The sequence below is a fragment of the Pseudoalteromonas sp. T1lg23B genome, assembly GCF_002964665.1.
Classification (GTDB): Bacteria; Pseudomonadota; Gammaproteobacteria; order Enterobacterales; family Alteromonadaceae; genus Pseudoalteromonas.
Genome location: NZ_PQBZ01000013.1, coordinates 465,467 through 482,957 on the forward strand (window position 1 = coordinate 465,467; position 17,491 = coordinate 482,957).

At 43.6% G+C, this 17,491-nt stretch carries 15 protein-coding genes and 1 tRNA gene; 13 read left to right on the forward strand and 3 right to left on the reverse strand.

Annotated features, from left to right (window positions below):
- The first annotated feature begins 15 nt into the window (after positions 1-15).
- The 9 genes from C2M32_RS05760 (at position 16) to C2M32_RS05800 (ending at position 10,157) form a co-directional block, all read left to right on the forward strand.
- A complete protein-coding gene (locus C2M32_RS05760) occupies positions 16-1,305 on the forward strand; it encodes an N-acetylmuramoyl-L-alanine amidase (RefSeq protein ID WP_442792693.1) in 1,290 nt (429 codons plus the stop codon).
- 6 nt (positions 1,306-1,311) lie between these two features.
- Positions 1,312-3,153, forward strand: coding sequence for a DNA mismatch repair endonuclease MutL (mutL, locus tag C2M32_RS05765; protein WP_105167524.1), 1,842 nt, complete (start codon positions 1,312-1,314; stop codon positions 3,151-3,153).
- A complete protein-coding gene (gene miaA / locus C2M32_RS05770; RefSeq protein WP_105167525.1) occupies positions 3,146-4,063 on the forward strand; it encodes a tRNA (adenosine(37)-N6)-dimethylallyltransferase MiaA in 918 nt (305 codons plus the stop codon). Before mutL ends, miaA begins: the two co-directional genes overlap by 8 nt.
- Before the next feature lie 79 nt (positions 4,064-4,142).
- On the forward strand, positions 4,143-4,406 hold the full coding sequence (hfq, locus tag C2M32_RS05775) for an RNA chaperone Hfq (protein WP_105167526.1): 264 nt from the start codon (positions 4,143-4,145) through the stop codon (positions 4,404-4,406).
- Positions 4,407-4,427: 21 nt separating this feature from the next.
- Positions 4,428-5,714 (forward strand): ribosome rescue GTPase HflX, encoded by a 1,287-nt coding sequence (gene hflX, locus C2M32_RS05780; RefSeq protein WP_105167527.1) that lies wholly within the window; start codon positions 4,428-4,430, stop codon positions 5,712-5,714.
- 103 nt (positions 5,715-5,817) lie between these two features.
- Positions 5,818-6,984, forward strand: a complete 1,167-nt coding sequence (gene hflK, locus C2M32_RS05785; RefSeq protein WP_105167528.1) for an FtsH protease activity modulator HflK — start codon at positions 5,818-5,820, stop codon at positions 6,982-6,984.
- Positions 6,985-6,989: 5 nt separating this feature from the next.
- Positions 6,990-7,868 carry a protease modulator HflC gene (gene hflC / locus C2M32_RS05790; protein ID WP_105167529.1) on the forward strand — a complete coding sequence of 293 codons (879 nt, stop codon included), beginning with the start codon at positions 6,990-6,992 and terminating at the stop codon, positions 7,866-7,868.
- 181 nt (positions 7,869-8,049) lie between these two features.
- On the forward strand, positions 8,050-9,366 hold the full coding sequence (locus C2M32_RS05795; RefSeq protein WP_105167530.1) for an adenylosuccinate synthase: 1,317 nt from the start codon (positions 8,050-8,052) through the stop codon (positions 9,364-9,366).
- 179 nt (positions 9,367-9,545) lie between these two features.
- Positions 9,546-10,157, forward strand: a complete 612-nt coding sequence (locus C2M32_RS05800; protein WP_105167531.1) for a tetratricopeptide repeat protein — start codon at positions 9,546-9,548, stop codon at positions 10,155-10,157.
- 48 nt (positions 10,158-10,205) lie between these two features.
- Here C2M32_RS05800 and C2M32_RS05805 read toward each other — a convergent pair whose 3' ends face one another.
- Positions 10,206-12,068, reverse strand: coding sequence for a cation:proton antiporter (locus C2M32_RS05805; RefSeq protein ID WP_105167532.1), 1,863 nt, complete (start codon positions 12,066-12,068; stop codon positions 10,206-10,208).
- A gap of 683 nt (positions 12,069-12,751) precedes the next feature.
- On the opposite strand from C2M32_RS05805, the gene proB reads away from it, so the two are divergent.
- Together proB and C2M32_RS05815 are read left to right on the forward strand one after the other, a co-directional pair.
- On the forward strand, positions 12,752-13,861 hold the full coding sequence (gene proB, locus C2M32_RS05810; protein ID WP_105167533.1) for a glutamate 5-kinase: 1,110 nt from the start codon (positions 12,752-12,754) through the stop codon (positions 13,859-13,861).
- Positions 13,862-13,864: 3 nt separating this feature from the next.
- Positions 13,865-15,112 (forward strand): glutamate-5-semialdehyde dehydrogenase, encoded by a 1,248-nt coding sequence (locus tag C2M32_RS05815; protein WP_105167534.1) that lies wholly within the window; start codon positions 13,865-13,867, stop codon positions 15,110-15,112.
- A 134-nt stretch (positions 15,113-15,246) separates the two neighbouring features.
- Here the strand turns inward: C2M32_RS05815 and C2M32_RS05820 are convergent.
- Positions 15,247-15,322 (reverse strand) — tRNA-Ala (locus C2M32_RS05820).
- A gap of 134 nt (positions 15,323-15,456) precedes the next feature.
- Between C2M32_RS05820 and C2M32_RS05825 the strand changes: the two genes are divergently transcribed.
- Together C2M32_RS05825 and C2M32_RS05830 are read left to right on the forward strand one after the other, a co-directional pair.
- The gene (locus tag C2M32_RS05825; RefSeq protein ID WP_105167535.1) at positions 15,457-15,861 is read left to right on the forward strand and encodes a hypothetical protein; all 405 of its coding nucleotides are present in this window, start codon (positions 15,457-15,459) and stop codon (positions 15,859-15,861) included.
- Complete coding sequence (locus C2M32_RS05830; protein WP_325047864.1) at positions 15,858-16,361, forward strand: prolyl-tRNA synthetase associated domain-containing protein; 504 nt, start codon at positions 15,858-15,860, stop codon at positions 16,359-16,361. The genes C2M32_RS05825 and C2M32_RS05830 overlap by 4 nt, the downstream gene beginning before the upstream one ends.
- On the opposite strand, the gene C2M32_RS05835 is transcribed toward C2M32_RS05830, so the two are convergent.
- Positions 16,334-17,473 carry an MFS transporter gene (locus tag C2M32_RS05835; RefSeq protein WP_105167536.1) on the reverse strand — a complete coding sequence of 380 codons (1,140 nt, stop codon included), beginning with the start codon at positions 17,471-17,473 and terminating at the stop codon, positions 16,334-16,336. The two genes, C2M32_RS05830 and C2M32_RS05835, sit on opposite strands and share 28 nt — an antisense overlap.
- Between the last annotated feature and the right edge of the window lie 18 nt (positions 17,474-17,491).

Below are 17,491 nucleotides of genomic sequence, written 5' to 3' on the forward strand. Positions count from 1 at the left end.
TTTAGCATCACAATCATGGTGCTAAGTTTGGTAGTAGAAGCGAAAAATGACATTCAAGGGGTGCGGGTTTGGCCTTCGCCAGATAGCACCCGTGTGGTATTTGATTTATCAGACAAGCCTGAATACAGCTATTTTATGCTAAAAAACCCTCTGCGATTAGTGGTTGATTTTGATAAAACCAGTAAAGCTGAAGCGCTGCCACAGATCCCCGATGAGCACCGTATCATTACGAAGATCCGCTATAGCAAAGCAAAAGACTCACAAAGCACACGCGTAGTTTTTGATTTATCTGGCAGCGCTAAACCAGTGGTATTTGCTTTGGCACCTACGCCCCCTAAGAAACATCGTTTAGTGGTTGATTTGTACGCGCAACAAACCAGTTTATACAGTAATGAAAAGCCTCAATCTAAAAAGCGAGAAAGAGTTACAGACCGAGATATTATTATTGCAGTGGATGCTGGGCATGGTGGTGAAGACCCTGGCTCAATTGGCCCCTCCGGTACATATGAAAAAAATGTAACCTTGCCAATAGCAAGGCGTTTAGCACGTTTAATTGATAAACAACCCGGCATGAAAGCGCGTTTGACCAGAACGGGAGACTACTTTTTGAAAGTAAATACACGCTCGGTCAAAGCACGCGAGAAACGAGCGGATTTCTTTGTTTCTATTCATGCGGACGCATTTTTTACACCGGGTCCAAATGGTGCGTCTGTATGGGTGTTATCGTTACGTCGCGCAAACTCAGAGATTGGTAAGTGGCTGGAGGATAAAGAGAAACATTCGCAATTGTTGGGGGGCGCCGCGGAGCTTATAAAAGATACAGAAAACGAAAAGTATCTCGCAAAAGCGTTATTGGATATGTCGATGGACCATTCAATGCGAACCGCTGTGCAGGTTGCTGATGAGGTGGTTGGTGAGCTCAAGAAAGTCACTAAATTGCATAAAAAGAAACCACAGTCAGCTAATCTAGGGGTTTTAAAATCGCCAGATATTCCTTCTATTTTGGTCGAAACTGGATTTATTTCTAACCCTAAAGAGGAACGGTTGCTGCAATCGAGTAGTCATCAAGAAAAACTAGCGCGGGCTATTTTTAAATCAATCAAGAGTTACTATAAGCGTAACCCTCCTGATGATTCTCTGTTTGCACGTTTGAAAGAACCAGATCAGCATGTCGTAAAAAGTGGCGAGTCATTGAGCTTGCTTGCCAGTCGTTATGGCGTATCCGTTGCGGCATTAAAGCGAGCAAACCAACTGACAAAAGACATTTTATATGTTGGTCAGGTACTGACAATTCCTAAGGCTTAATTCGATATGACGATAGAGATTTTACCAGCGAGGCTCGCTAACCAAATCGCTGCTGGTGAAGTAGTTGAGCGCCCAGCTTCTGTGGTAAAAGAGCTGGTGGAGAATAGTATAGATGCTGGGGCAACCAGAATTCATATCGATATTGAGCGTGGCGGCCATAAACTCATTCGCATTCGTGACAATGGTAAAGGTATTGTTAAAGATGAATTGACGTTGGCGCTCTCTCGCCATGCCACGAGTAAGCTTAAAAGTCTGGATGATTTAGAGTGTATTTTATCTCTTGGATTTCGAGGCGAAGCGCTGGCATCTATCAGCTCTGTCTCTCGTTTGACTCTTAGCTCTAAGCCAGCCGAACAAGAAACAGCGTGGCAAGCTTTTGCTGAGGGACGAGATATGGCGGTGCAAGTTCAGCCGACCGCTCATCCAGACGGCACAACCATTGAAGTGAAAGATCTATTCTTTAACACGCCCGCACGGCGTAAGTTCCTGCGTACCGAAAAAACCGAGTTCAGTCATATCGATGAACTTGTTAAGCGCATTGCCTTAAGCCGCTTTGATGTCGCTATTACCTTGACGCACAATCAAAAAGTGGTACGTCAATATCGTGCTCGAAACAAAGAAGACGGAGTAAAGCGTGTAGCGCAAGTCGCAGGAAAAGATTTTGAGCAGCAAGCAACCTATATCGAATCGGGCTCTGAAGGGCTGATGCTTCACGCATGGGTGTTACCAGTTGGTTGTACCAACAGTGCTCAATACACTTATGTGAATGGCCGTATGATGCGTGATAAGCTGATTTTGCATGCTATTCGCCAAGCCTTTGAAGAAGTAGTCGGTGAGCAAGAAGTGTCTGGTTTTGTGGTGTATTTAGAAATTGATCCTCGCCAAGTAGATGTAAATGTACATCCCGCAAAGCATGAAGTGCGCTTCCACCAAGCCCGTTTAGTTCATGATTTTATTGTTCAAGCCATCAAGCAAGCCGTAACGCCGCAAAACTGCGAGCTGTCGGTTGCAACGGTGGATAGGCAAGTGTCTGAAGTAGATCATCAGGCCTATCGAAGTGCGTTACAACCTTTGTCTGAGCCTGCTGTTGGCCAAGCAGCCAGCACACATTACGAATATGAAGGTCGATCCCCAAGTGTGCGTTCAGCCATCGGAGGGGGGGATTTTAGTCACAACAAAAGTATGGGGCGTTCCGAGTCTAGCACTCGTCACTACAATGTTAACCAGCTTTATCAAGGTTTGACTCATCAACAAGCGAGTGAGTTTGATAGTCCGCCCAGTGCTGTGGTCGAGTCTGGATGCCAAGCAAGATATGCTTCTTTGCTCGCATTAGAAGATGGATTGGTACTAATTGGCCAACAACAAACACTGCTGGTATCGCATTTTAAATATGCGCTTCATAGCTATTGGTCAGAATTATTGGAACAAGACGCAAGCTTGCCATGTAAAGCACTGTTATTACCTGTTAGGGTAAATCTTGAGAAACAGGAGATTGCACTGTTAGCTGAATATGAATCATGGTTGACGTTACTTGGCTTTGATGTGCAATTGTTCGAAAGATATATCATGGTTAAAAAGCTCCCAGTAAGCCTTTACAGCATTGATGTGGGAACGTTTACGTCTGAAGTCATCAAGGCCTGCCAGAAGAAGGTAGACAGTGTAGAGGAATGGTTAACTTGGTTAGTGGCGCATACACCCAGTCGCTATTTTTCGTCCGAGCAATTTGCTAAAGTACAGCAATATATTGAAAAAAATCAAAAATGTTTGGCGCGCATTCAGGAAAAAGCAGTTAAAATAGATCAGAAGATGTTTTTAACGTTATTACCACAAGAGTTTAAGAGTGAATAAGCTACCTGTTATAACCCTGATGGGGCCTACAGCGGCAGGAAAAACGGCCCTAGCAATTGAGTTATGTCAGCATTTAGACACTGAAGTGGTAAGTGTTGATTCTGCCTTGGTATATAAAGGTATGGATATCGGCACCGCTAAGCCCGATGCAGATGAACTCGCTTTGGCTCCGCACCATTTAATAGACATTATCGACCCACTAGAAAGTTACTCGGTTGCTGATTTTCGCCGCGATGCTTGTCGTCATATTGATGCTTTACATCAAAAGGGTAAAGTACCGATCCTTGTGGGTGGTACTATGATGTATTTTAAGGGGTTGATAGAAGGGTTATCTCCGCTGCCCGAAGCTGACTCAGATGTACGTGCACAATTGGAAATTGAAGCTCAAGAATTAGGTTGGCCTGAATTACACAAACAGCTCACTGAAATTGATCCCCAAGCGGCTGAAAAAATAAGTGAAAATGACTCTCAACGCATCAACCGAGCATTGGAAGTGTTCCGTATCACGGGCAAAAATATGACTGAATTACAAAAACAAAAACAGTCACCTTTGCCCTATCAATTTCATCAGTTTGCGATAGCTCCGACAGATCGAAAGGTGCTGCACCAACGTATTGAAAAAAGATTCCAAATTATGTTGGATCAGGGGTTTAAAAATGAAGTTTTGGCCTTATATCGTCGAGGAGACTTACATCCTGATCTTCCCTCAATACGTTGTGTCGGTTATCGACAGATGTGGGAGCATTTAGCTGGTGACTGCGATTACGACCAAATGATTTTCAAAGGCATTGCAGCAACCAGACAATTAGCAAAGCGGCAACTTACTTGGTTAAGAGGTTGGCCGGATGTGACTTGGTTAGAGACCAATGAGCAACAAAACTTGCAACGTGTATTAACTTCGCTAAGCTAATAGTAGCTGTTAAATCAAGCTACTGAAGATTTAATCGACGGCGAAACTAATAATAACACCTAGAACGAAGGAAAAGAAAATGGCAAAAGGCCAATCGTTACAAGACCCGTTTTTGAATGTCTTACGTCGTGAGCGCATTCCTGTTTCAATTTTTTTAGTTAACGGCATTAAATTACAAGGCAAAATTCAATCATTTGATCAGTTCGTGATTTTGTTAGAAAACACAGTAAACCAAATGGTTTATAAACATGCTATCTCCACCGTTGTACCAGCTCGTGCGGTAAACTTCCAAAGTGCGCAGGGCAGTGAGGGTACCGACCAAGCTGATGATGGTAATTATTAATTTTTAGTAGGAGCATAATGCTTGTTTGACCGTTACGAAGCCGGCGAACAGGCAGTCTTGGTTCATATCGACTTTCCCAATGAAGGCGATCGTGAAGATCTGCGCGAGCTGGAAATGTTGGTTTCTTCTGCAGGTGTTAGTAGTTTGGCGATTGTGCAAGGCAGTCGTCAAGCACCACATGCCAAACTATTCGTCGGTACGGGTAAAGCAGAAGAGATTGCTGAGATTGTCAAAATCCACAATGCAGATGTCGTTATATTCAACCATCAACTTAGTCCTTCTCAAGAAAGAAACTTAGAGCGTGTTTGTCAGTGTCGGGTACTGGATAGAACAACCCTGATACTTGATATATTCGCTCAACGGGCACGTACTCACGAAGGTAAGTTACAGGTTGAATTAGCCCAACTTAGGCATATTTCAACTCGATTGATTCGTGGCTGGACTCACCTTGAAAGACAAAAAGGTGGTATCGGTCTACGGGGGCCAGGTGAAACCCAGCTTGAAACAGATAGGCGTTTATTGCGTGAGCGTATTAAAAGCATCCGCAAGCGTTTGGATAAAGTTGCCACCGTCCGCGAGCAAGGGCGTCGCGCACGTAGCCGCAACGAAGTGCCAACGGTGTCTTTGGTCGGCTATACCAATGCCGGAAAATCGACGCTTTTTAATCTTATTACGAACTCAGATGTATATGCCGCTGATCAGTTATTTGCAACGTTAGATCCAACGTTAAGAAAACTTCAAATAGATGATATTGGGTCGGTTATATTGGCTGATACGGTAGGTTTTATTCGCCATTTGCCACATGATTTAGTCGCGGCATTTAAGGCCACCTTAACTGAAACACGTGAAGCCGATTTACAGATTCATGTGGTCGATGTTGCAGATAGCCGTCGTAAGGAAAATATTGGCGAAGTGCAGTCCGTTTTAAAAGAAATCGAAGCGGATGACATTCCCCAGTTGTTGGTTTATAACAAGATTGACCTACTCGAAGATGTGCGCCCAAGAATTGACCGCAATGATGAAGGGCAACCTATTCGCGTTTGGCTATCGGCTCACTCTGGCGTGGGTACTGAGTTACTATTACAAGCAATATCAGAGCTGCTAGTAAAGAAAATTTTTAATCATACTCTGTGTATTCCACCTGCTTTTGGTCGTTTACGAGGCGCGTTATTTAATTTAAATGCCGTACAGCATGAAGATTATGATGAGCGAGGAAACTGGTTGATTAAGGTACGCTTACCTGAAGTTGATTGGCAGCGATTGAAAAAAGAACAGGGTATGGACATCGAGAAATTTATTGAAACATAATTTTTACATAGAAATGTGTAGTTTTGTTCGCATTTGGGTATGAGAATCGTCGCATATTTGGTAGATTTACCCTAATTGACTTTAATAACAATGGAGTATAGCTATGGCCTGGAATGAACCGGGTAATAATGGCAATGATAACGATCCGTGGAAAAACCGCGGAGGACGGGATCAAGGCCCACCTGATCTAGACGAAGTATTCCGTAAATTCAGCAACAAGTTTGGTGGTTTGTTCGGTGGTAAGTCCGGCGGTGGAGGCAGTGGTGGCATCGGTGGCGCAGGCATGACCTTCATTTTGCTGATAGCTGCTATCGTTTGGGCACTAAGTGGTATTTACACCGTAAAAGAAGCAGAGCGCGGCATTGTATTGCAGTTTGGTCAGTTTGACCGTATTGCCGAACCTGGTTTGCGCTGGAAGATGACCTTTATTGAGCAAGTGATCCCTATCGATATTGAAGCGGTTCGCTCATTATCGGCTTCGGGTTTTATGCTAACTGAAGATGAAAACGTGGTAAGCGTTGAATTCGAAGTTCAGTATCGAGTGATGGACCCGAGACTGTATAAATTTAGCGTAACTGATGCAGATCACAGCTTACAACAATCTTTGGATAGTGCACTTCGTTATGTTGTGGGCCACTCTAGAATGGACCAAGTGCTCACGACTGGTCGTGAACTGGTACGTCAAAGAACTTGGGATGAACTTAACAAAATTATCGAACCATATAACCTCGGTATTTTGGTGACGGATGTGAACTTTAAAGACTCTCGTCCGCCAGCAGAAGTCAAAGATGCATTTGATGATGCTATTGCTGCGCAAGAAGACGAAGAGCGTTTTATTCGTGAAGCAGAAGCGTATGCACGTGAAATTGAGCCAAGAGCCCGTGGCCAAGTGACGCGTATGACACAAGAAGCAGAAGCATATCGTGAACGCGTTACTTTAGAAGCACGAGGTGAGGTAGAACGTTTTGAGAAACTACTACCTGAATATCTGGCTGCTAAAGAAGTTACGAGACAGCGTTTATACATAGATGCCATGGAAGAAGTGTTGACCAACAGCACAAAAGTACTGGTGGATGTCAAAGGTGGTAACAATATGATGTACTTACCACTGGATAAAATTATGGGACAAACAGGTGCTGGCAGTCAGATCACCTTACCTAGCAAGAACGACATCAATGAACTTAGAAAAACATTAGGCCAATCTCGCAATAGCACTGTGGGTGGTGGCAATGATCGTTTTTCACAAGACAGATTCAATAACGGGAGATAAGCGCAATGAAGAATTTTAGTATTGTGATTTTACTCGCTGCGGTATTGATGTCTTTTTCATCGGTATTTGTGGTTACTGAAGGCCAACGTGCGATTGTTTTACTGTTCAGTAAAGTACAAAAAGACAGTGAAGACAATGCGGTAGTGTACGCACCAGGTTTACACTTTAAAGTTCCGTTCTTTAGCCAAGTGCGAAAACTAGATGCTCGTATACAGACTTTAGATGGGGCACCTGACCGTTTTGTAACGAGTGAAAAGAAAGACTTGATTGTCGATTCATTCGTAAAATGGCGTGTTAATGATTTCAGTGCGTTTTATCTGCGTGCTCGAGGTGATAAGCAATACGCCGAGACGCTACTGAAGCAAAAAGTAAACAATGGCCTCAGAACTAACTTCGGTTCGCGCACTATACGAGAGATTGTATCTGGAGAGCGTAGTGAACTGATGGAAGAAGCTTTGGTTCAGGCATCTGAAAGCGCTAAAGAATTGGGTATTGAAGTGCTAGATGTGCGTGTGAAGCAGATTAATCTACCAAATGAAGTAAGTAGTTCTATCTATCAACGTATGCGCGCTGAACGTACCGCTGTGGCAAAAGAGCACCGCTCAGAAGGTCAGGAAAAAGCTGAAACTATTCGTGCAGAAGTCGATAGAAGAGTAACCGTTATGTTGGCTGATGCGGAGCGTAATGCCCGAGCTGTACGAGGTGAGGGTGATGCAACAGCAGCTAAGGTATACGCTGATGTGTATAATAAGGACCCTGAGTTTTACAGCTTTGTTCGTTCGTTAGAAGCCTACAAGCGTACTTTCCAAAACAAAGGTGACGTTATGGTGCTATCACCAGACAGTGAATTCTTTGATTACATGAAAGCCGCAAAAGGTAAATAATTACTCATTGCAGTGACTATACTTTGAGAAAGCCCTGACATTAAACAGGGCTTTTTTTCGTTTTAATTCAGTTGTTTTCAATACTATTTTTGCGAATGCGGAAAAAACACTCAAAACGGGGTGATCTCCACCCTGCTTTTCTGGTAAAATCTGCGCCTAATTTTTTCTAAGTGATTTTGCAATGGGTAAAAACGTCGTTGTATTAGGCACCCAATGGGGTGACGAAGGTAAGGGTAAGGTTGTTGACTTACTCACAGATAAAGCTTCTCTAGTTGTGCGTTATCAAGGCGGTCATAATGCAGGCCACACTTTGGTGATCAATGGTGAGAAAACAGTATTACATCTAATTCCATCAGGTGTTTTACGTGATAACGTAAAGTGTGTGATTGGTAATGGTGTGGTCGTGGCACCAGATGCGCTAATGAAAGAAATAGGTATGCTGGAAGAGCGTGGTGTACCGGTTCGTGAGCGTTTATTGATAAGCGAAGCGTGTCCATTAATCTTGCCTTACCATGTTGCACTGGATCAGGCTCGTGAATTAGCGCGTGGCGAGAAGGCAATTGGTACAACGGGTCGTGGTATTGGACCTGCTTACGAAGATAAGGTTGCACGTCGCGGTCTTCGCATCGGTGACTTGTTTAACCCTGAGCAGTTTGCTGCGAAGCTTAAAGAAGTACTTGAATATCACAACTTTACATTAGTTAACTACTACAAAGTAGAAGCGGTAGATTTCCAGAAGACATTTGATGATGCAATGGCTGTTGCACAGATACTGAAATCAATGGTTGTTGATGTAACTGAGTTGTTGGATCAGACTCGTATTGCTGGTAACAACATCTTATTCGAAGGTGCACAGGGTACGCTATTAGATATCGACCACGGTACTTACCCATATGTGACATCATCGAACACTACTGCCGGTGGTGTAGCAACAGGCGCAGGCTTTGGTCCGCTTAACCTTGATTATGTACTTGGTATTGTTAAAGCTTACACGACACGTGTTGGTTCAGGTCCATTCCCGACAGAGTTATACGATGGTCAGGAAAAACAAGATCCAGTGGGTAAGCACTTAGGTGAAAAGGGCCATGAATTTGGCGCTACGACAGGACGTTTACGTCGTACAGGTTGGTTTGATGCAGTGGCAATGCGCCGTGCAGTACAAATTAACAGCATCTCTGGCTTCTGTTTAACAAAACTAGATGTACTTGACGGTGTAGAGACAATTAAGATCTGTACTGGCTATCAGTTAGAAGATGGTACAGTGACTAACGTGACTCCGCTTGCTGCTGAGGGTTATGAAAAAGTAACACCAGTTTATGAAGAGATGCCAGGTTGGAGTGAAAACACGTTCGGTGCAACTTCTATCGAGCAACTTCCTCAAGCTGCGGTTAACTACATTAAGCGTTTAGAAGAAATTACCGGCGTTCCTATTGATATCATTTCGACAGGTCCAGATCGCGTTGAGACTATGATTGTTCGCAACCCATTCGGCGCATAATTGATAGTTAAGTTGAAAAAGGCTGCATAGTGCAGCTTTTTTTGTGCCTATAATAAACGTGTTCCGTAGTGATTTGCTAAAAGAGTATGATTATTTGGTGATTATAAATTCGCCAATATACGAAGAACTGGTACGGACTTTGTATAGTTTTAATGCGAGTCAAAAAAATCAGGTAACTTATGATCAAGAAGTTGTGTTGCATTGCTTTATTAATGAGTGTGACGGCGGTGGCACAAGAGCCACTCACCGCAGTGCCACTGTACACTGAAGCAGAGCTAATCGAGCTAATAAAGAAAAACCAGCACTTAAAGCGAGTTAAGGATGATGATTGCCAGCTTGTACAAGACATTGAGGCGCGAGCCGAGACCATGGAGCTGCCTTCATATCAGTTTTTATACGGCGATATGCTAGCTTATGCAGTGTGTGTCGATAGGAATGTTGAGCTTGGTGTCTACTTCATGCGTAAAGCTGCCGAGCAAGGTTTAGCACCCGCATTGGAGCAGTTAGGTCGCTATTACGATGTAGGTCAGCTAGTGCAGGCAGATAAAGCGATGGCTGTCATCTATTTGCGAGAGGCCGCATCGCAGGGTAACCTCGCCGCACAGCTGCGTTTGGTCAACCTATTTAATAGTGGATATGGCAGCCCAAGAGATTACGAAGATGCTTATCGTTGGTTATTTCATTCCGCAGTAGCAGACAAAAAGCTACATCAGCAAATTCAAACTGCGCTGGCTCGTTTGGCTGAAAAAATGCCTGAAAGTGTAGTGCGCCGAGCTAGGTTACCAATGTAAAAAGAGTCATCATCTCGATTTACTAGCATTGATGATGACTTCTTCTGATTAGTTCCCGAGTTTCTCTCCCAACGTGCCGCTTTGCTCTTTGTTGAGTGTGGGCTCTTTGAGCACTGACATTTTGGGAGGCTGTAAAGCGATTATGCGTTCGCCTTGCTCCGGTGGTTTTTTCATATCGATTACAAATGGTCTTATTTGCGGTTCTTCGCTGTTATTTGTGTCTGAAATAATAAATAACGGAATGGCTTCTTTATTTATCTCAAGATACTGCTGCCAGTTAAACTCTTCTGATAAACGAGTCGCACTGACTTTACCACCTTTCGCTATTAGGCTGCTTAGTCTTGCGTAGTAGCCTTGCTCACCAAACAAAATCTGTCTAGACAAGAAAGTCGCACTGTCTTTGTTTGCTTTTGCATGGTTGGTTGATGAGCGCAATGAGAACACATTTTGTTCGTTTAACAAGTGGGAAAAATATTGTACGCCAAGTGCATTATGATGTCGGTTTGGTGATAAGGCTAAAACAGATTTGAGAGATGTTAGCGGCAAATAGCGCTCGGCATGCTCCGACTGAGGGTTGCCATAGTAGCAGGGCAGTCCATCCATTCTTGCCATTTTACAGTTTTCCCATGCAGGGTCTGATAGGTACACATCAATGTTTTGTTCTTTTAGACCTTTAGCAATCGCACGAGCAACGTGGTTCGCACCTATAATCAACAAGGTATTGGGGCTTGGCTGACGCACGCCTAATAGCTTAGCGAGCGGTGTCGCCGTCAGGCTTTGTAGCACGACAGTGACAATAATAACGGTGAAGATCAACGGTACTAATTTGTTAGCATCGGGAATTTGCGAATCTATCATGCTCAGTGCGAATACCGAGCCTACTGCCGCTGCGACGATCCCTCTGGGGGCGACCCATGACAATAAAACACGAGACTTAAGCGGTAAATCGGTGTTGTAAGTAGATATCGCAATACAGATTGGGCGTGCTATAAATAAAACCACAGCGAGAAAAATAAAGGTTTCGACACCTAAAAGCATTAAATCACTCAATTGCAATCTAGCAGCGAGTAAAATAAATAGACTGGAGATCAATATCATTGATAAATCTTCTTTGAACTCTAGAACAGAATCAATTTCCAAGTCGTCCTGATTGGCCAGCCAAATACCAAAAATTGTCACTGCGAGTAGCCCCGATTCATGGGCGAGATGATTTGAAAAAGTGAAACTAAATAACACTAAGGCAAGTATGCCAAACTTATGCAATTCATAGGGTAGCCACTCACGGCGGATCAATGCGCTGGTGATCCAACCTGCTACAACGCCCACGCTTATGCCGACCCCAAGCGTTGAAAACAGTGCTATCAGAGTGTGACTAAGTACTTCTCCTTGGCCAACGAAACTGACTGCTTCGAACACTAATACAGCGAACAGAGCACCAATCGGGTCAATCACAATACCCTCCCAGCGCAATACACGGTCAATATCTTGATTTGGCCTCATAGCATTGAGCATGGGGGCTATTACCGTTGGGCCGGTAACAACTAGTACAGCGCCCAGCACAGCCGCTACACGCCAATCTAAGTCCAGAATAAAATACCCGCACAAGGCAATGATAACAAAGGTTGCAAACATGCCTATGGAACAAAGATTGCGGACAATCTTGCCGATGCCTTTGAGTTCTCTAAAGTGTAGGGTCAGTGCACCTTCAAATAGAATGATGGCCACAGACAGCGATACCACTGGAAACAGTAAATCTCCCAACAAATCATCTGGACTTAATTGTCCAGTCAAGGGGCCGAGTAGTAAGCCAATGAGTAATAAAAACAAAATAGCGGGTACTTTGAGCACCCATGCGAGCCATTGAGCAAGCACAGAAAAAATGGCGATTCCAGCGATATAAATTGCTGACATAATGTCTCCAGTTAACCCTTTGGTTAACATAGTTAAAATATACTAAGCGGGTTATACCACAGTTATATTACGGCTACGAAATTGAATTTGGTTCCAAGCCGAGCACTATTAGTTAACCATAGTCTTTATCAAAGGAAATGGATCATTACATTGTTTTAAATTAAGACAAATAAATATGCCAAACCCGTCCCCATAAAGTACTATTTTTCATATTTATGGTCGGTATAAGCGATTATTCGACTGTAAAGTTGAAAAATGTCTAATGAATGGGTTAAGCTATAAAGCGTTCGGTAGATGTACACCGAAATTCTTTTTGGCTTTGTTGTAGCAATTATAACAGGCTAGCTTTTAGTACAGGTTATTGGCACATGTAAATGTAGCAGCTACTTTGTACTGTTCAACAATTAAACTATTCTTTGCGCAATTATTCATTGCGGTATAGGTCTTTTCAGCCTCATCAAACCATGATGTACCTGCTGAAAACGGCTCGACGTTGTAGAAAAATACAATGTCACAATCCATTTTTTAGTAAAGCGACAGCCAGTGTTGGGCACATGAGTGTAAACGCGTAAGCTGTATTGTATATTTGTATTGTTCAACTCTGGTTGTTTTTACTCGCGCACGTCCAATTTACGTTGGTGCTGCGTGAAATTTATTTAAGTAAGGCAACGACAGGAAACAATATGAACATTTCAAACTCTCGGCGTATCGTGATCAAAATAGGTAGCGCACTTATTGCACCTGACCAGGATGGTTGTCGTGCGCGTTATTTATTGACTATTGCACAATTTATCGTTCGTTGTCGCTCAATGGGCAAGGAAGTCGTGCTTGTTTCATCGGGTTCTGTCGCCGCAGGGTCACACCTGTTTCCAGAAGATGCAAAGAACTCATCGGTGGTGCTGAAAAAAGCAATGGCCGCAGCGGGTCAAACAGAGATGATGGCAACATGGGACCGATTTTTTGACTTCCCATCTGCACAAATTTTGCTCACACATGGTGATTTACGTGATTTAGAGCGCTATAACAGCATTCGTGAAACTATATTCACTTTACTTGAACATGGCATATTACCTATTATCAATGAAAATGATGCGGTGACTAGCGATGATCTAAAAGTAGGTGACAACGATAATTTGTCAGCGATGGTCGCCGCAGCTGCAGATGCAGATGTGTTATTGATGTGTTCGGATGTGGATGGCCTTTACAATAAAAACCCTAACTTGCATGAAGATGCCGAGCTGGTTCATCAAGTATCTGAAATATCAGAAGATATATATGCAATGGCAGGGTGTGCAACGAGCTCGGTCGGCACGGGTGGTATGAAAACCAAGATAGAAGCGGCAGAGAAGGCGACGTCTCACGGTATTAGCACTTATATTGTAAATGGCTTTAAAGAACAAACCTTTGAGCGCTTATTACTCGGTGAAAACCCAGGCACAGTATTCTTGCCTTATGATGAACCTATGCATTCTCAGCAGCACTGGATGACGCATACCGCTTCTGAACAAGGAGAAATCGTTGTTGAACATGACTATGCAGAAGAATTGAAAGATCACGCTGAACCGCTGGCCGCGAGCAATATTTCGCACGTAAACGGTGAATTCTCGGTCGGCGATACGGTACTTGTACGTACCGCAAAAGGTGAACGACTCGCCAAGGCTACCACTAACTACAGTAGCTGCCTGTTGAACTTTTTAGCTGAGCAGGAACAAACATCGGATAACGGACAATTACAACAAAGCATAGGCCCAGTTATTTCGGAACAAGACATTGCAATTTTGGAGAAATCGTAACTCATGAGTTTAATTACAGAATTATCACAACAAGCAGCAAGTGCAGCAAAACAATTGGCACTTCTGAGCACCCAGCAAAAGAATGCGGTACTGACAGATATGGCAGCGGCACTCGTAGCTCAAAGCAGTGATATTTTAGCGGCGAATGAGCACGATTTATCCCTAGCGCGTGACAATCAGTTACCCCCTGCGATGGTTGACCGTTTAACCTTAACTCCCGAACGTATCGCAGATATGGCTGAGGGAATAAAAACAATCGTAGAACTGGACGATCCTGTAGGCTTGGTTCGTGACATGGGTGTACGCCCAAACGGTATAAAAATTAGCAAGATGCGCGTACCTCTAGGGGTCGTGTGTATGATCTATGAAGCACGTCCAAATGTGACGGCAGATGCTGGGGCGTTGTGCTTTAAATCAGGCAACGGTGTGATTTTACGCGGCGGTAAAGAAGCGTTACAAAGCTCTCAAGCAATTGCGAAGGTTATGCATAAGGTCTTAGAGCAGCATGGCTTACCAACAGCACTTATCACGGTTGTACCAGATCCTGACAGAGCTTTGCTGATGGAATTGATGCAGCAAAAACAATATATCGACCTAATTATTCCACGAGGTGGTGAGGGGTTGATCAACTTCGTTACAGAGAATAGCACCATTCCAGTTATCCAGCACTTCAAAGGGGTATGTCATTTATATGTCGATGAAGATGCAGATCTTGATGTCGCACTTAAGCTGGCATTGAATGGTAAAACACAGCGCACGGGGGTGTGTAATGCGCTTGAAGGGATTGTTGTTCACAAAGCAGTTGCGTCGCAATTTTTACCACGTTTACAAAAAGCATTCGCACACAAACAAGTTGTTATCAACGCAGATAGTCAGTCAGCAAAGTACTTTGAAAATGCAAATGTCATTTCTGAGGACCAATTTGGTGAAGAATACCTAAGCTTAGAAGTTGCCGTACGTATTGTTGATGACTTTGCCGGAGCGCTTGAACATATAGATCGTTTCGGTAGTCATCACACCGAGGTTATTTGTACACAAGACAGTCACAAAGCTGAGCTGTTCCAGCGTAGCGTTGATGCATCCGTCGTGATGGTGAATGCGTCATCACGTTTTTCTGATGGCTCGCAGCTTGGCTTAGGTGCTGAAATAGGTATTGCGACAACCAAGTTGCACGCTTATGGTCCTATGGGACTTGAGTCGCTAACAACGGAAAAGTTCTTAGTAACTGGTGAAGGCCAGATAAGAGAATAATCAGTGAGTAGTTAGTAAATCATTTACTGAAGGCGGGCTAATTGGCCCGTTTTTTATTGCTAAAAAAGCACGCAATGCGAACGAAGCGGTAATAAGTATTGAAAATGGAGTTTTATCGTAAGATGGGCGGAAAGTGGTGGAGCTAAGCAGGATCGAACTGCTGACCTCCTGCGTGCAAGGCAGGCGCTCTCCCAGCTGAGCTATAGCCCCACATTCCGTTTTGAACGCAGCGAAATTTAAAACTTTTTGATTGACTCGTCAAGTCCTTACTCACAAATTTTTTTCACATTTTTACAAATGGCTTTGGTAGACTAGGTGAAAATAATACCAAGATAGAATGTGTGATGTTTCAAAACAATTTACGTCTCCTGTTGGCTAGTTTGTGTTTTGTTATTTTAGGAGGGTGTGCATCGGCTCCTGAAGACGTTGAATTTCAAATAGCAGAGCAGGCGCTTCATACCAAGCAATCCGAGTCAGGGGACTCGCTTTTCGTTTATATTGTCACAGTAGAACCAACACCATTGATGAAAGTTAGCAGTCACAAACCGATGAGCCGCGCTGAACTAAAAAAATATGCCAAACATCAGCGCGTCGAAGATTCACCAGAGCTAAAGCTGCAATTAGAAGAGCGAGCGGTACAGCTGTTAGAAACGACGCTTAAGCAACGTAACTATTGCCAAAAAGGGCATAAAATCAACCGTGTTTATTGGCGTCAGCGCAGTGTGCAACTTAGAGGTGTTTGCTTGTGAGTGCTTTGTTAGAACTTAGCCTTGCAAGAACGCTTAGGGAGCTTGAGATTGAGCCTATTCAATATGAACATCCGGCGCTACACACCTGTGATGAAGCCGATAAATTACAACTTGAACGGCTAGGTACTCGAATTAAAAACTTGTTTTTAAGAGATAACTACGGGCGTCGTCATGTTTTGCTACTACTTAGGGCGCATCTGAAAGTCGACTTAAAAGCACTGTCAACACAACAAGGCCTTTCTCGTCTTGGCTTCGCGTCTGATCAACGTTTAGAAAAGTATCTGAAAATTCAACCAGGCTGTGTCTCAGCGTTGGCATTATTCAACGATAGTGATCACCAAGTTGAGTTGTGGGTTGATAGTGGCCTTTGGGACGCACAGTTGTGGCAATGTCACCCGTTTGATAATCGTAAAACTTGGGTTTTATCTAAATCCCAACTCTGTCAGTTTTGGCAACATACAGGCCACCAACCTCACATTATTGATGTCCCTTGTTTATAGGTCATGTATGTCAATTGTAGCCCGATTGCACACACCAACAGTAGGGCGAATAAAAACGCATGATAACCAAAATGTTGTAAAACTAAACCGGGTAAAAACGACCCTAAAGCACCGCCGCTATAATAAAATGATACATAGGCACCATTGGTAACTGTGGGCGGCGCATCGCTTATCTTGTTTGCCAAGGGGGCCGCGCTGGCATGGATCATAAACATACAGGCGCAAAACAAGGTAAATGTCACTAAGAATATACTCAAAAGTGGAATTTGCATGATCATAAGAGTCAAACAGTAGATTGCAAACAAGGTGCTTAACCACCGCCAAGGGTTGTTGAAATACTGATTAAGACGCGGTGTTGCCATCGAAATGATGGCGCCTATCAGATAGCCACTATACACCCAGCCAATGGTTTTACTGTCGGTTATATTGAACATATCTCGCAGAATAAAAGGTAGATAGTTCATTAATGCCGCAAAGCAGAAAAACATACAAAAAACACAGCCAAATAAGCGTACGATTAATTGGTTGCGCAAAGGTTTCAGGTAAGCTTTTGGCGATGCTGGCGCTCGTTCGGGTGGTTGGCAGCGGTGAGGCTTGATGCACAAGGCCAGAATTAACAAGACAAATGCAAATAAATAATAAAAGCTTTGCCATGAAAACCAACTGGCAAAGTTGGCAGCCAGTACGCGTCCTAAGTATCCTCCTAGAATTGTGCTCCCAATATAGCGAGTCATATTCTGTTGTAATTGAAGACCGCTGTACTGCTGGCCAATAAAACCTGTCATAGCAGTGAGGGCCGCAGGTAAAGTTAAACCTTGAATAAATCTAAGAGTAAGCAATAACTCAAAACTTGGTGCAAGCGCAAACAAGACGCTGGTGAGTGCTAAGATTAGCATTGCGCTTTTCAGGATGCTGAGAGGGTTTTTGCGAGCAAACAACAAGCCATAGAAGATTGGTGCTATTGCTAATGGGATCATTGTGATGGACATGAGCGCACCACTGGCTGCGGTTGATACGGAAAAAGACTGTGCAAATATAGCGAGTAACGGCTGCGGCGCATAAAGCACGAAAAATATAAAAATAGAAGAAATGAGCAGCTGTATTAACGGCATGAAAGTTCCAAAACGTGG

Coding starts and splice junctions, on each gene's coding strand:
- C2M32_RS05760 (WP_442792693.1), top strand. CDS start 16: ATGGTGCTAAGTTTGGTAGTAGAAGCGAAAAATGACATTCAAGGGGTG.
- mutL (WP_105167524.1), top strand. CDS start 1,312: ATGACGATAGAGATTTTACCAGCGAGGCTCGCTAACCAAATCGCTGCT.
- hfq (WP_105167526.1), top strand. CDS start 4,143: ATGGCAAAAGGCCAATCGTTACAAGACCCGTTTTTGAATGTCTTACGT.
- hflK (WP_105167528.1), top strand. CDS start 5,818: ATGGCCTGGAATGAACCGGGTAATAATGGCAATGATAACGATCCGTGG.
- hflC (WP_105167529.1), top strand. CDS start 6,990: ATGAAGAATTTTAGTATTGTGATTTTACTCGCTGCGGTATTGATGTCT.
- C2M32_RS05795 (WP_105167530.1), top strand. CDS start 8,050: ATGGGTAAAAACGTCGTTGTATTAGGCACCCAATGGGGTGACGAAGGT.
- C2M32_RS05800 (WP_105167531.1), top strand. CDS start 9,546: ATGATCAAGAAGTTGTGTTGCATTGCTTTATTAATGAGTGTGACGGCG.
- C2M32_RS05805 (WP_105167532.1), bottom strand. CDS start 12,068: ATGTCAGCAATTTATATCGCTGGAATCGCCATTTTTTCTGTGCTTGCT.
- proB (WP_105167533.1), top strand. CDS start 12,752: ATGAACATTTCAAACTCTCGGCGTATCGTGATCAAAATAGGTAGCGCA.
- C2M32_RS05815 (WP_105167534.1), top strand. CDS start 13,865: ATGAGTTTAATTACAGAATTATCACAACAAGCAGCAAGTGCAGCAAAA.
- C2M32_RS05825 (WP_105167535.1), top strand. CDS start 15,457: ATGTTTCAAAACAATTTACGTCTCCTGTTGGCTAGTTTGTGTTTTGTT.
- C2M32_RS05835 (WP_105167536.1), bottom strand. CDS start 17,473: ATGCCGTTAATACAGCTGCTCATTTCTTCTATTTTTATATTTTTCGTG.